This window comes from Acinetobacter sp. Li1LvA2, from assembly GCF_056156705.1.
Window position 1 is genome coordinate 1 of sequence record NZ_JBSICF010000016.1, and the last position, 13041, is coordinate 13041.

Below are 13041 nucleotides of genomic sequence, written 5' to 3' on the forward strand. Positions count from 1 at the left end.
GCAAGGCCTGCATCTTCTAAATCAATATTAAGTAGCTCGATTACATTTTTATATGGAAACTTATTCTTTAAACTGGAAAAGTAAGTAGGATGAAAATTATAAAGAGTAAGAATAATGAAATATCAAGGAAGTTGTCATTGTGGTCAGGTAAAGTTTGTCGCAGAAGGTGAGCTAACAGAAGCTTTATCTTGTAATTGCTCGATCTGTCAAAAGAAAGGGTCTTTACTATGGTTCCTACCCATTAATCAAGTTACAGTTACTTTAGATTCTCCTAATACTTTAGCGAATTACACTTTTAACAAGCATGTGATTAACCATCATTTCTGTAAAAATTGCGGTATTCATCCCTATGCTCAAGGTATAGATGCAGAGGGTAATTCTATGTTTGCGATTAATGTTCGATGCATAGATGATATAGATTTAGAAAAAATAAAAATAAATTATTTTGATGGACGTTCAGCTTAATAATCATAAGGATTTATTCAATGACAACTAAAAAACAATTAACTCCAGCAGAATTAGATTCACTGCTTGAACTATTAAAGAAGAGATTTGAAAAAAACACACATCGCCATAAAGAAATTGATTGGACAAATGTGCGAGCTAAATTATTAGAGTCGCCTGAAAAATTATGGTCGTTGCAAGAAATGGAAAATACTGGAGGAGAACCTGATGTTATCTCTTATGATCAACAGAAGGATGAGTATTTATTTTTTGATTGTTCTGCTGAGACACCCAAAGGTCGTAGAAGCCTTTGTTATGATCGAGAGGCTTTGGAGGCTAGAAAAGATCATCCTCCCAAAAATAGTGCAATCGATGTAGCTAAAGAAATGGAAGCTGAGCTTCTCACAGAAGAGCAATACCATGAATTACAAAAGTTAGGGGAGTTTGATCTTAAAACATCAAGTTGGCTCAACACCCCAGATGAGATTCGACGGTTAGATGGAGCTATTTTTGCTGACCGTCGCTATGGTCGAGTCTTTATTTATCATAATGGAGCACAATCATATTATGCTGTCCGTGGTTTTCGCTGTTGCTTAAGAGTATAGGTGTTTTATTCAAATAAAAATAATTCTGTTTGATGTTTTATGCCAAGAAAATGGAGTTTCTTGCAACTTTTGATTGACGGCAAACATGACAAGATAGGTGCTGGATTTAAATAAAAACATCAGGACATTTCTAAACATGCAACTCAACCCAATTTACTATAATGAACAACATATTGCTTTTGCTGATAATGTTCGTCGATTTGTACAAAAAGAAATGACACCTTTCGTTAATGAATGGGATGAAGCTGAGACATTTCCTAGAGAGCTTTATAGAAAGGCTGCTGAAATTGGTCTATTGGGACTAGGTTTTTCTGAAGAATATGGTGGTATTCCTGATGCAGATCCATTTTATTCATTACTAGCCGGTATTGAAATGGCAAAGGCGGGTTCTGGAGGAGTACATACCTCACTCATGGTACACACAATTGGCGCCCCTCCCATTCAGCATTTTGGAAGTGAGGAGTTAAAAGCTAGAGTCCTCCCAGAGATTATTTCTGGTGAAAAAATTTCTGCTTTAGCTATTACAGAACCTGGTGGTGGCTCGGATGTCGCTGCATTACAGACTAAAGCTGTTCGTGATGGTGATTACTACATTGTTTCTGGTGAGAAGACTTTTATTACGTCGGGAATTCGTGCAGATTACTATACAGTTGCAGTGCGTACAGATCCGACAAAAACAGGTGCGGAAGGTATTTCAATGTTGCTCGTTGATGCGCACAGTGAAGGAATTACTAAAACACCTTTAAAGAAAATGGGATGGTGGGCTTCTGATACAGCTCATTTGCATTTTGATCAAGTACGAGTACCTGCATCAAATCTGCTCGGCAAAGAAAACGCCGGTTTTAAAGTTATTATGAATAACTTTAATATGGAGCGTTTTTTCTTAGGTGTTGTGGCTTATGGTTATGCTTTAGTCTGTTATGAAGAAGCTTTAGACTGGGCGCAACAACGGAAAACTTTTGGTAAGAGATTAATTGATCATCAAGTGGTTCGTCATAAATTGGTAGATATGGCAACACGATTGACCTCAACACGGGCATTACTTGAAGAAACTGCATGGAAAATGACTCAGCCGAAGTTACAAGGACCTGAATTAGTGGCGCAAATTTCAATGCTTAAAAATGTTGCGACTCGTACTATGCAATTTTGTGCTGATGCAGCAGTACAAACGTTGGGAGGCATGGGATTTATGCGTGGGACTAAGTCTGAACGTATTTATCGTGAAGTGAAGGTCAATATGATTGGTGGTGGTGCTGAGGAAATTATGAAAGATTTAATTAGTAAGCAGTTAGGTTATTAATTTTAGAGTAGGTTTTGCTTGTATGAACCATCTCATCCAGAGTTTACTGAGATGGTTCTATCCATTTCTCATTTAAAATTGCCCAACGTTCATGATCTTTCCATGTTTTTCCTCCAATTTGAAGATATTGCCGAGAAAAACCTTCTTTAATGAAACCAGCTTTGGAAACTAGTTGAATCGAAGCAATATTGTCAGGTTGTATATTCGCTTCTAACCTATGTAAATTTAAATTTTCGAATGCCTCTTTAAGTAATAATTTTAGGCCTTGCTTCATGTAGCCATGACCTTGATAGGGATGAAATGCTTCATAACCCAAATAGGCTGAATGAAAGTGACCGCGTATAATATTTGAAATATTAAATGTTCCGGCAATTGCATGGCTATCGGTTAAGCAGACAAAATAGCGATGCTCTTGTTCTAAATATGTTTGAAAGTCAGCTGGTGGATATGTCCACGGTTGATGTAATTGAACACTACGTGCATAAGCTTCTTTAATTTCTGCAAGGTCATTTTTCTTGGGTTTACGTAAATAGATTAGACTCATTTCAACGCCATTTCCCAAACCATTTCCGTTAACTCATCAATTTTAACTTTACCCTCAGCTTTATACCAAGTGACGGTCCATGAAATCGCACCACCAACTAATCTTCGCCAAATAAAAGCATCATGTTTTATTTTGCCCTGACTGCGCAACTTTTCAATAATATTTAGCCAGATTTGTTCATATTGATTACGCATTTCTAAAAGATAATTCTGTTTTTCTTTTGACAGAGCAAACCACTCATAAACCAAAACAGCCATGGCTGCACCTGTATCTCCAGTAATTGAAATGAGTTCAGCTTTAATAAGGGCACGTAATTGTTGTTCTGGATCGGTAGATTGAGCTGCCGCATCTTGTAAACGAGCAAGATTGTAAATAATGGTTTCCTCCATCACGTGAGCGAGGATGTCATCTTTACTTTTAAAGTGGTGAAATAAGCTTCCTGACTGGATTCCAATAAATTGAGCAAGTTCGCGTACAGTAGTTTTGTCATAGCCTTGCTTGTGAAATAAATAGGCCGCCCCCCTTAATAAACGACCACGTGGGCTATCGTCAAAGCAAGAAATATTTGGAATCTGTTCAATTGAAGTAGCAATCATGCGAAAGCTGGTTCCTTTATATAAAAATACTTAACGGAAAAATTTGCCAAATCTCATCATGTTTTAGGTGAATTGTCGAGTTTGGCAGTTTTAGTCAATTTCACAATAACATTTTGCTCTTTACAAACCAAGCGCTTGCTTGGTAATGTTGAGTGTAATTTTTAAACAAAATAATGAGAAATAAAATGGCAAGTGATCAGCAGGATGATAAGCGTGTCGTAAAAATAGGTTGTGCCTCAGGTTTTTGGGGGGATACCAATACTGCCGCTTTCCAATTAGTACATTTAGCCGATATTAATTATTTGGTTTTTGATTACTTGTCAGAAATCACCATGTCGATTATGGCAAAAGCGAAAATGGTAGAGCCAAAACATGGTTATGCTTTGGATTTTGTCAGTCGGGTGATGGCGCCTTTACTTAAAAAAATTGCAGAAAAAAAGATTAAGGTCATTAGTAATGCTGGTGGTGTTAATCCATTGGCATGTCGAGATGCTTTGCAAAAAATAATTAAAGAATATGGTCTAGATCTAAAAGTTGCCGTGGTTTTAGGTGATGATCTTTTACCGCAACATGAGCAACTCAAACAGCAAAATATTCGGGAAATGTTTAGCGGGGAATTTTTACCAGAACAGGTGGCGAGTAGTAATGCCTATTTAGGAGCTATAGCAATTCGTGATGCCTTAGACGTAGGTGCAGATATTGTGATAACTGGCCGCGTGGTTGACTCTACTGTGGTACTTGCTCCGTTACTTCATGAATATCAATGGTCGCTCGATGATTATGACAAATTGGCGCAAGGTTCACTGGCAGGTCATGTGATTGAATGTGGTGCGCAATGTACAGGTGGTAATTTTACCGACTGGCGCTTAGTTCAAGGCTTCGACAATATGGGCTTTCCAGTCGTTGAAGTGAGTGAAGATGGCTCATTTGTTGTGACCAAACCCCAGGGTACAGGTGGGCTGGTATCTACTGCCACGGTTGGTGAACAAATTATTTATGAAATTGGTAATCCGCAAGCATATTTACTACCCGATGTAATTGCGGATTTTAGTCAGGTGCATTTAGAGCAAGTCGGGGAACATCGAGTTCGTGTGACAGGGGCAAAAGGACAAGCACCGACTGCGCAGTATAAAGTCAGTGCGACTTACCCAGATGGATATCGGGTTTTAGTCAGTTTTTTAATTGCAGGACGTGAGGCACCACAAAAAGCACAAGTGATTGCTGATGCTATTTTGACGAAATGCGAGCGTGTTTTAGCAATGCGTTCGGTGCCGCCATTTAGTGAAAAGTCGGTTGAGATTTTAGGTATCGAAAGTACCTATGGAGCACATGCTCAGGCTTTAAATAGCCGTGAAGTTGTGGTCAAAATAGCTGTAAAACACATGTTTAAAGAAGCATGTATGTTCTTTGCATCAGAAATTGCACAGGCTTCAACAGGTATGGCTCCAGCCTTGGCAGGAATTGTCGGAGGCCGACCAAAAGCGTCTCCAGTTATCAAGTTATTTTCATTTTTAATCGATAAAAATCAAGTTAATGTCGAAATCGACTTTGAAGGCAAACGTTATCCAGTTGAGGTTCCACAAGGTGGTTCTATAGAACAATTGCCTACATTAACAGCAGGCGAAAATGCAGTTTATCAAGGAGATGAAATTGAAGTTCCTTTGATTGAAATTGCACATGCTCGCAGTGGTGATAAAGGCAATCATAGCAACATCGGTGTGATTGCGCGTAAAGCAGAATATTTACCGTGGATTCGTGCGGCACTGACTGAACAGACGGTTGCAAGTTATATGCAGCATGTCTTGGATGCAGAGAAAGGACGAGTGATTCGTTATGAGTTACCAGGTTTAAATGCACTGAATTTTATGTTGGAGAATGCCTTGGGTGGCGGTGGTGTTGCAAGCTTACGTATTGATCCACAAGGTAAAGCATTTGCACAACAATTATTGGATATGCCTGTCAAAGTTCCGGCAAATCTTTTAGAAAAATAAAATAAATGGAAGAAACAAAGATGAGTTATCAATCAATTTTTAGACCAGATGCTTTTGCTAATAAAGTCATTATTGTGACAGGTGGCGGCTCAGGAATTGGTCGTTGTACTGCACATGAGCTTGCTGCCCTTGGTGCTCAAGTGGTGATTACAGGACGCAAAATTGAGAAATTAGAGAAAGTAAGCCAGGAAATTATAGAAGATGGTGGGCTGGTTCATTTCATTGTTTGTGATAACCGTGAAGAAGAACAAGTGAAAAATATGATTGCCGAAGTGATTGAAAAATTCGGCAAATTGGATGGTTTGGTGAACAATGCTGGCGGCCAGTTCCCCTCAGCTTTAGAGAATATCTCTGCAAATGGTTTTGACGCAGTTGTGCGTAATAACTTGCATGCGACTTTCTATTTGATGCGCGAAGCTTATAACCAATGGATGGCAAAACATGGCGGCAGTATTGTCAATATGACTGCCGATATGTGGGGTGGAATGCCGGGAATGGGACATTCTGGCGCTGCGCGTTCGGGAGTTGATAATTTAACCAAAACAGCATCGGTCGAATGGGGGAAATCTGGTGTACGTGTAAATGCGGTTGCACCAGGGTGGATTGTGTCATCTGGTATGGATAATTATAGCGGTGATTTTGCCAAACTGATTATTCCAAGTCTTGCTGGCAATGTGCCGTTAAAACGTATGGGAACCGAGTCAGAAGTATCCTCGGCGATTTGTTATTTACTATCTGATGCTGCGGCTTTTGTGTCGGGTGTGACTTTACGTATTGATGGTGCTGCATCTCAAGGTACACGTATGTATCCACTAGGCGAAGCCACAAATAGTCAGTCTTATAATGGTTTCCACCGTGCATTTATTCCTGAAATTTTTAAAAAACAAACCGAGGAGGAATAACGATGACAATTCTTCCATCTGAGATTGCAGTAGGCAGTGAACAGTATCAAAAAAATAAAGAGGCACTGCTTACTCAACTGAGTGAAGTCCGTGCAATTCAGCAAAAAAGTATTGATAAATCTTATGCTGCCAAACCGAAGTTCGATAAGAAAGGCAAGATTTTGCCGCATGAGCGTGTACGGTTGTTGCTCGATGCCGATTCACCTTTTGTTGAGCTGTGTGGTTTGGTCGGTTACAACATGCATGATGATAAAGATGGCTCTGAGGCGGGTGGCGGCGTGATTGCTGGCATTGGTTTTGTCAGTGGTGTGCGTTGTCTTGTTTCTGCAAGTAATAGCGCAATCAAAGGCGGAACCATGTCACCTATGGGTGTGCAGAAAACCTTACGCTTGCAAAAAATTGCTTTGGAACAAAAACTCCCGTTGATTACGTTGACTGAAAGTGGCGGTGCCAACCTAAATTATGCGGCGGAAGTATTTACCTATGGCGGTATGACCTTTGCCAATCAGGCACGACTTTCTGCGGCAGGTATTCCACAACTTGCTGTGGTGCATGGTAATGCAACGGCAGGTGGTGCTTATCAACCCGGTCTTTCAGATTATGTCATTGCCGTGCGTAAGCAAACCGAGATGTTGCTTGCAGGTCCGCCTTTACTTTTGGCTGCCACGGGCGAAGTGGCAACAGCTGAGGAGTTAGGCGGGGCAGAAATGCATGCACAGATTGCTGGAACAGCAGAATACTTAGCTGAAAATGATGCTGATGGGATTCGACTGGCACGTGAAATTTTTGAACACCTGAACTGGAAAGAGCAAATCAAGCCAGTTGAAACAACTTATAAAGAACCTCGTTACGATACCGAGGAACTGCTGGGTGTTATTCCAAGTGACCCTAAACAACCATTCAATATGAAAGAATTGGTTGCTCGTATTATTGACGATTCGGATTTTCTAGAATTTAAACAGGAATATGATGATTTAACAGTATGTGGCTGGGCAAAAATTGGTGGACTACATATAGGAATTATTACTAATAATGGCCCGATTACACCTCAAGGGGCAGCGAAGGCAGCGCAGTTTATACATCTATGTGAACAGACCAAGCGTCCATTATTATTTTTGCATAACACCACAGGTTTTATGGTAGGAACTGATGCAGAGCAAAACGGTATTATCAAACACGGCTCGAAATTGATTCAAGCGGTTGCCAATTGTACTGTACCTAAAATTTCAATCGTTGTGGCAGGGTCATATGGCGCTGGTAACTACGCGATGTGCGGTCGGAGTTTATCGCCAGATTTTATTTTTGCTTGGCCGAATTCGCATGTTGCTGTAATGGGTTCTGCACAGGCTGGAAAAGTATTACGTATTGTAGCCGAAGGAAAGCAAAAAGCTTCTGGTCAGGAGCCTAATCCGCAAATGCTCGATTTTCTTGAGCAAAGTACGGCCATGAAATTAGAGCAGCAATCCACCGCGCTTTTCAATACGGCCATGCTACATGACGACGGCATTATCGATCCGAGAGATACCCGAAAATTATTAATTTTCCTTTTACAAACCATTTATGAAGCACAGCAACGAGAGCTAAATCCAACTCTTTTTGGTGTGTCCCGTTTTTAATCAACCTTTACCGCAATTAAAAAAATTAATAGGAATAACACAATGAAATTTACTGCCGAACATGAAGCATTACGCCGTACAGCTCGTCAATTTGTTCAAAATGAGCTGAATCCACATATTCCGGAATGGGAAGCTGCAGGGCAGTTCCCAATCCACGATGTATTTAAAAAGATGGGTGATCTTGGTTTATTGGGGATTTGTAAGCCTGAGGAAAATGGCGGTTTAGCTTTAGATTATTCTTATAACCTTGTAGTTGCAGAAGAAATTGGCTATGCAGCTTGTGGTGGCGTGCCTTTGGCGATTGGTGTGCAAACCGATATGGCAACACCAGCTTTGGCCCGTTTTGGTAGTAAAGAATTACGTGATGAGTTTTTAACACCAGCGATTGCTGGGGAATATGTCGCATCGATTGCGGTATCTGAAGTGCATGCTGGTTCGGATGTTGCTGCTATTAAAACTACAGCTAAAAAAGATGGCGATGATTACGTCATTAACGGCAGCAAAATGTGGATTACCAACTCATTGCAAGCTGACTTCTTTTGTCTTTTAGCCAACACGTCTGATGATAAACCACACGTTAATAAGTCGATGATTATTGTGCCCGCAAAAACGAAAGGGATTAGTTTTTCAGAGCCACTTAATAAATTAGGGATGCGTTCAACGACCACAGCGCAAGTTTATTTGGACAATGTCCGTGTACCGCAACGTAATTTGGTTGGCGTTGAAGGTATGGGCTTTATGATGCAAATGATGCAATTTCAGGAAGAGCGTCTATGGGCTTGTGCCAATGCCATTGGTGGGTTGGAAAATTTAATCGAAAAGACCATCGACTATACCAAAGAGCGTACCACTTTTGGTCAGCCACTCATCAATAACCAATATATTCATTTCCGTTTTGCTGAACTTATGACTGAAGTAGAAGCACTTAAAGCCCTCACCTACCAAGCGTGTGAGCAGCATATTGCGGGTGAAGATGTGACCAAACTGGCTTCTATGGCAAAACTAAAAGCTGGACGTTTAAGCCGTGAAGTTGCCGATAGCTGTCTGCAATATTGGGGTGGCAATGGCTTCATGTGGGATAACCCTGCATCACAGCTGTATCGTGATGGTCGTTTAGGTTCAATTGGTGGCGGGGCAGATGAGATTATGTTGGGGATTATCTGTAAGTTGATGGACATCCTACCTAAAAAACAGAAATAAAAATAAGGAACGACCATGACACTTTCAGCATCTCTACAAGTTTTAGATATAGATGACAGTATTCAATTGGAGCAGGACGGCGGTATTTTATACCTTTGGTTAAATCGACCAGAGAGTCGCAATGCCATGAACCTGAATATGGTTAATGCAATTCAGCAAGTTTTTGCTGTCATTCGCGATGACCTTTCAATTCGTGCGGTCATCATCCGTGGTGAAGGTGGAACTTTTTGTGCGGGTGGTGACATCAAAGACATGGCAGCTTTACGTGTTGAGGCAGCTAATGTTGGCAGTCTACAACCTTATATGGATTTTAACCGCCGTTTTGGTGCCATGCTTGAGCAAGTTGAAGCCGCACCGCAAACGGTTGTGGTGATTTTAGAAGGTGCGGTGTTAGGTGGTGGTTTTGGTCTGGCATGTGTTTCCGATGTTGCCATTAGCCGTGACAATGCTCAGTTTGGTTTACCTGAAACTGGGCTGGGTGTGATTCCTGCGCAAATTGCTCCTTTTGTAGTGAAACGTATTGGTCTGACTCAGGCTCGTCGATTAGCTTTATTAGGTATGCGCTTTGAAGGACATACGGCACTGAATATCGGTGTGGTTCATCAAATTGCACATAATGAAATTGAACTTGAGCAAGCTTTACAAGAAACAATTCAGCAAATTAAACGAGCAGCTCCTCAAGCTTCGCGTGTGACTAAAGCACTATTACATCGAACACTTAATGAACCTTTAAATGAATTGCTCGATGACGCAGCTCAGCAGTTTGCCCAAGCAGTTGGTGGAGCTGAAGGACAAGAAGGAACGATGGCTTTTATCCAGAAACGTTTGCCAAATTGGGCCGATGAGTCATAAGAAATAAGGATAAAAATAATGAAATTTTCAAAAGTACTGATTGCCAATCGTGGTGAAATTGCAGTTCGAGTCATGCAAACAGCCAAAGCAATGGGCTATCAAACTGTGGCGGTTTATTCTGATGCAGACCGTAACGCTCGGCATGTACAAGAAGCCGATGAAGCTGTTTATATTGGGGCATCTAAAGTATCCGAGTCTTATCTTTCCATTGCTAAAATTATCGAAGCCTGTAAAAAAACTGGGGCAGATGCTGTTCACCCCGGTTATGGTTTTTTGTCAGAAAACACTGATTTTGCTCAGGCATGTATCGATAACCAGATTACATTTATTGGACCAACAGCTTCTGCAATTGAGCTAATGGGGAGTAAACGACTCTCAAAAATTGCCATGATTGAAGCAGGCGTCCCTTGTGTACCGGGCTATGAAGGTGATCGTCAAGACCTTGAGTATTTAGCGACACAAGCCGAGCAGATTGGCTTTCCGATTATGGTCAAAGCCTCAGCGGGCGGTGGTGGCCGCGGGATGCGTTTGGTGCAGCACTCATCCGAATTGATTGAGGCATTACAAACAGCACGTTCAGAAGCTGAAAATGCTTTTGGTTCAGGTGAGCTTATTTTAGAAAAAGCAGTGATTGCGCCGCGCCATGTCGAAATTCAGGTTTTTGGTGATACACACGGCAATTATGTTTATTTATTTGAACGGGATTGTTCAATTCAGCGACGTCACCAAAAGGTTGTTGAAGAAGCACCTTGTCCAGTCATGACTTCTGAACTACGCCAGCAAATGGGTGAGGCAGCTGTAGCAGCAGCTAAAGCATGTGCGTATGTAGGTGCGGGAACTGTTGAGTTTTTACTTGATGCATCAGGTACATTTTATTTTTTAGAAATGAATACCCGTTTGCAAGTGGAACATCCTGTTACTGAACTCATTACAGGTTTAGATTTAGTTGAGTGGCAGTTGCGTGTTGCCAATGGTGAACAGTTGCCTTTGCAACAACATGAATTGACGTTAAACGGTCATGCAATCGAGGTGCGCTTGTATGCAGAAGACCCATGTCAGAATTTCTTGCCACAGACAGGACAAGTTCTGCGTTGGCAGCCAGCAACTTTGCCAAATGTACGGATTGATCATGGGATGTTAGTAACTGATGAGGTTAGTCCATTTTACGATCCGATGGTAGCAAAGGTGATCGCATATGGTAAAACGCGTGAGGATGCGATTCGCTTACTGGCTCGTGCTGTGGATGATTGTGTTTTGCTAGGTGTAAATAGCAATAAACAGTTTTTGGTCAATTTACTGCGTCATCCAATTGTTGTTGCAGGAGATACTAATACTGCGTTCATTCAACGGCATTTTCAAAATGACAGCAGTCTACATAAGCAGGTTCTATCTTTAGAAACCTTAGCAATTGCTGCGGCATTATTTAGCCAAAGTAACGGTGCGGCAGTGTGGCAAACTGGCCTAGGTGTGCCATTACCATTAAAGCTTAAATATGATGATCAGCAAGTTCAATTGCAGCTTTCATCGCTAAATAATACGTTTACGGTACAGCTCTGCGATCAATTAGTATGTATTGAAGTGCTCGAAAGAACGGCAGAGCAATTAGTTTATTTACTGAATGGTGTACGTCGCCGTGTGCAATATGTACTGGATGATGATCAACTTTATTTAGATCGAGATAATGGAAATATTGCAATTCGCAATGTAACTTATGCTGCCCCAGAAATAGTGGATGTAGCTGGTGATGGCAAAATTCGTGCACCGATGGATGGTGCTGTAGTGAATATTTTGGTTGATAAAGGTGATCAAGTTGTGAAAGGCCAAACCTTACTAGTGCTTGAGGCTATGAAAATCCAGCAACAGATTAAATCTGATGTGGATGGGGTAGTTGAAGATGTGTTAGGGCAACAGGGTCAACAAGTAAAAAAACGGCAAATGTTATTTAGTATTCAAACTTAAGTGAAAAATACCGCTCTATTTGAGCGGTATTTATTTTCGATCAGTAGTTTTGAGTTATTCTCCATCAGCTTCTGCGATCAACTGACTTGCTTTTTTTAGGCTATATAATAGTTGTCCTAAAAGTACCTCTTTATTACTTAGCGTGACCATGACCATCGGGTGATGAGTTGCTGGAATAGCCGTCAGAATAGCCTTACCATTATCTGCATCTAAAGTAATGTTGTTACAGCCAGTGAGCTGAATCTCTTTTAAAAAAGCAGTGACCATTGCCAAAATTGAGCTACTCACCGCCGCTAATTTGGTGGTGTTATGGTAGTTTTTATGACTTACTGTTGCTAATTCAAAACCATCAGAAGAGCAAATCATGACAAAATCTACACCACGCGTATTCATCAAAATATTATGAGCTTCAGTTTTTGCTAGCTGTAGCAATTGTGTAGGCGCGGTGCGTTTTTGAGTTGGGATGCTAAGCATGATCATTCCCCTGAGATGTTAAACCTACTTTGACTTCAAGAGATGCAATTAATGATTCAACCATCATTAAAATTTGTTCCTGCTCGCGTGCATCAATAAAAAATAATGGATATGAAAGTCCATTTGCTTTTATCCAATGACGATATTGTTGAAGTGACGATTCTTTATTCTCATCAACATGAGTAATACCAATTGCAATATTATCATTATAATTTTTAAAGGTTTCTAAGTAGCTTTCTAGCTCTTCAATCGGATTATGACTATTATGATCTAATAATAAAATAACGCCGATTGCACCTTCACAAATGATCGACCATATAAAATCAAAACGGCTTTGTCCGGGGGTGCCATAGAGTCCGATTTTGATTCCATCATCTAAAGTAATTTCACCATAGTCAATGCCTACGGTAGTTTGGGTTTTCTGGTGGCTTTGTACATCAGTATTGAATGCTTCTGTTCCCAAAATTGGAATTTCAGATAGCGATTTAATCGCTTCTGTTTTTCCTGCCCCCATACTACCTGCAAAGACAATTTTATATTGCTGTATAATCATAATTT

At 40.7% G+C, this 13041-nt stretch carries 13 protein-coding genes; 9 read left to right on the forward strand and 4 right to left on the reverse strand.

The features are described from left to right. The first annotated feature begins 114 nt into the window (after window positions 1-114). The 3 genes from ACS604_RS18685 (at window position 115) to ACS604_RS18695 (ending at window position 2349) form a co-directional block, all read left to right on the forward strand. Window positions 115-465 (forward strand): GFA family protein, encoded by a 351-nt coding sequence (locus tag ACS604_RS18685; protein ID WP_174732953.1) that lies wholly within the window; start codon window positions 115-117, stop codon window positions 463-465. A 20-nt stretch (window positions 466-485) separates the two neighbouring features. Further along, window positions 486-1049 carry a DUF4256 domain-containing protein gene (locus ACS604_RS18690; RefSeq protein WP_443270172.1) on the forward strand — a complete coding sequence of 188 codons (564 nt, stop codon included), beginning with the start codon at window positions 486-488 and terminating at the stop codon, window positions 1047-1049. 136 nt (window positions 1050-1185) lie between these two features. Further along, window positions 1186-2349, forward strand: a complete 1164-nt coding sequence (locus tag ACS604_RS18695; RefSeq protein WP_474772605.1) for an acyl-CoA dehydrogenase family protein — start codon at window positions 1186-1188, stop codon at window positions 2347-2349. A 43-nt stretch (window positions 2350-2392) separates the two neighbouring features. Here ACS604_RS18695 and ACS604_RS18700 read toward each other — a convergent pair whose 3' ends face one another. Next, window positions 2393-2893: a GNAT family N-acetyltransferase gene (locus tag ACS604_RS18700; protein ID WP_174730341.1), complete on the reverse strand. Its 501-nt coding sequence runs from the start codon at window positions 2891-2893 to the stop codon at window positions 2393-2395. Next, window positions 2890-3489, reverse strand: coding sequence for a TetR/AcrR family transcriptional regulator (locus ACS604_RS18705; RefSeq protein ID WP_474772608.1), 600 nt, complete (start codon window positions 3487-3489; stop codon window positions 2890-2892). Before ACS604_RS18705 ends, ACS604_RS18700 begins: the two co-directional genes overlap by 4 nt. 185 nt (window positions 3490-3674) lie before the next feature. Between ACS604_RS18705 and ACS604_RS18710 the strand changes: the two genes are divergently transcribed. The 6 genes from ACS604_RS18710 to ACS604_RS18735 are packed head-to-tail and all read left to right on the forward strand — an operon-like array spanning window position 3675 to window position 12009. After that, window positions 3675-5480 (forward strand): acyclic terpene utilization AtuA family protein, encoded by a 1806-nt coding sequence (locus ACS604_RS18710; protein WP_474772610.1) that lies wholly within the window; start codon window positions 3675-3677, stop codon window positions 5478-5480. 20 nt (window positions 5481-5500) lie between these two features. Beyond that, window positions 5501-6382 (forward strand): SDR family oxidoreductase, encoded by an 882-nt coding sequence (locus tag ACS604_RS18715; protein WP_474772611.1) that lies wholly within the window; start codon window positions 5501-5503, stop codon window positions 6380-6382. Window positions 6383-6384: 2 nt separating this feature from the next. Continuing rightward, the gene (locus tag ACS604_RS18720) at window positions 6385-7998 is read left to right on the forward strand and encodes an acyl-CoA carboxylase subunit beta (protein WP_474772614.1); all 1614 of its coding nucleotides are present in this window, start codon (window positions 6385-6387) and stop codon (window positions 7996-7998) included. Window positions 7999-8040: 42 nt separating this feature from the next. Further along, window positions 8041-9198 (forward strand): acyl-CoA dehydrogenase family protein, encoded by a 1158-nt coding sequence (locus tag ACS604_RS18725; RefSeq protein ID WP_151964710.1) that lies wholly within the window; start codon window positions 8041-8043, stop codon window positions 9196-9198. Window positions 9199-9213: 15 nt separating this feature from the next. Beyond that, entirely contained in the window at window positions 9214-10050 is an 837-nt protein-coding gene (locus tag ACS604_RS18730; RefSeq protein WP_151964711.1) for an enoyl-CoA hydratase/isomerase family protein, read from the forward strand. Between the two features lie 18 nt (window positions 10051-10068). Beyond that, entirely contained in the window at window positions 10069-12009 is a 1941-nt protein-coding gene (locus ACS604_RS18735; RefSeq protein ID WP_474772615.1) for an acetyl/propionyl/methylcrotonyl-CoA carboxylase subunit alpha, read from the forward strand. Between the two features lie 54 nt (window positions 12010-12063). Here the strand turns inward: ACS604_RS18735 and ACS604_RS18740 are convergent, their stop codons facing one another. Both ACS604_RS18740 and ACS604_RS18745 read right to left on the reverse strand, forming a co-directional pair. Next, window positions 12064-12483, reverse strand: coding sequence for a roadblock/LC7 domain-containing protein (locus ACS604_RS18740; protein WP_004796294.1), 420 nt, complete (start codon window positions 12481-12483; stop codon window positions 12064-12066). Then, a complete protein-coding gene (locus ACS604_RS18745) occupies window positions 12476-13036 on the reverse strand; it encodes a GTP-binding protein (protein WP_474772618.1) in 561 nt (186 codons plus the stop codon). Before ACS604_RS18745 ends, ACS604_RS18740 begins: the two co-directional genes overlap by 8 nt. Window positions 13037-13041 lie beyond the last annotated feature (5 nt).

Coding starts and splice junctions, on each gene's coding strand:
- ACS604_RS18685 (WP_174732953.1), top strand. CDS start 115: ATGAAATATCAAGGAAGTTGTCATTGTGGTCAGGTAAAGTTTGTCGCA.
- ACS604_RS18690 (WP_443270172.1), top strand. CDS start 486: ATGACAACTAAAAAACAATTAACTCCAGCAGAATTAGATTCACTGCTT.
- ACS604_RS18695 (WP_474772605.1), top strand. CDS start 1,186: ATGCAACTCAACCCAATTTACTATAATGAACAACATATTGCTTTTGCT.
- ACS604_RS18700 (WP_174730341.1), bottom strand. CDS start 2,893: ATGAGTCTAATCTATTTACGTAAACCCAAGAAAAATGACCTTGCAGAA.
- ACS604_RS18705 (WP_474772608.1), bottom strand. CDS start 3,489: ATGATTGCTACTTCAATTGAACAGATTCCAAATATTTCTTGCTTTGAC.
- ACS604_RS18710 (WP_474772610.1), top strand. CDS start 3,675: ATGGCAAGTGATCAGCAGGATGATAAGCGTGTCGTAAAAATAGGTTGT.
- ACS604_RS18715 (WP_474772611.1), top strand. CDS start 5,501: ATGAGTTATCAATCAATTTTTAGACCAGATGCTTTTGCTAATAAAGTC.
- ACS604_RS18720 (WP_474772614.1), top strand. CDS start 6,385: ATGACAATTCTTCCATCTGAGATTGCAGTAGGCAGTGAACAGTATCAA.
- ACS604_RS18725 (WP_151964710.1), top strand. CDS start 8,041: ATGAAATTTACTGCCGAACATGAAGCATTACGCCGTACAGCTCGTCAA.
- ACS604_RS18730 (WP_151964711.1), top strand. CDS start 9,214: ATGACACTTTCAGCATCTCTACAAGTTTTAGATATAGATGACAGTATT.
- ACS604_RS18735 (WP_474772615.1), top strand. CDS start 10,069: ATGAAATTTTCAAAAGTACTGATTGCCAATCGTGGTGAAATTGCAGTT.
- ACS604_RS18740 (WP_004796294.1), bottom strand. CDS start 12,483: ATGCTTAGCATCCCAACTCAAAAACGCACCGCGCCTACACAATTGCTA.
- ACS604_RS18745 (WP_474772618.1), bottom strand. CDS start 13,036: ATGATTATACAGCAATATAAAATTGTCTTTGCAGGTAGTATGGGGGCA.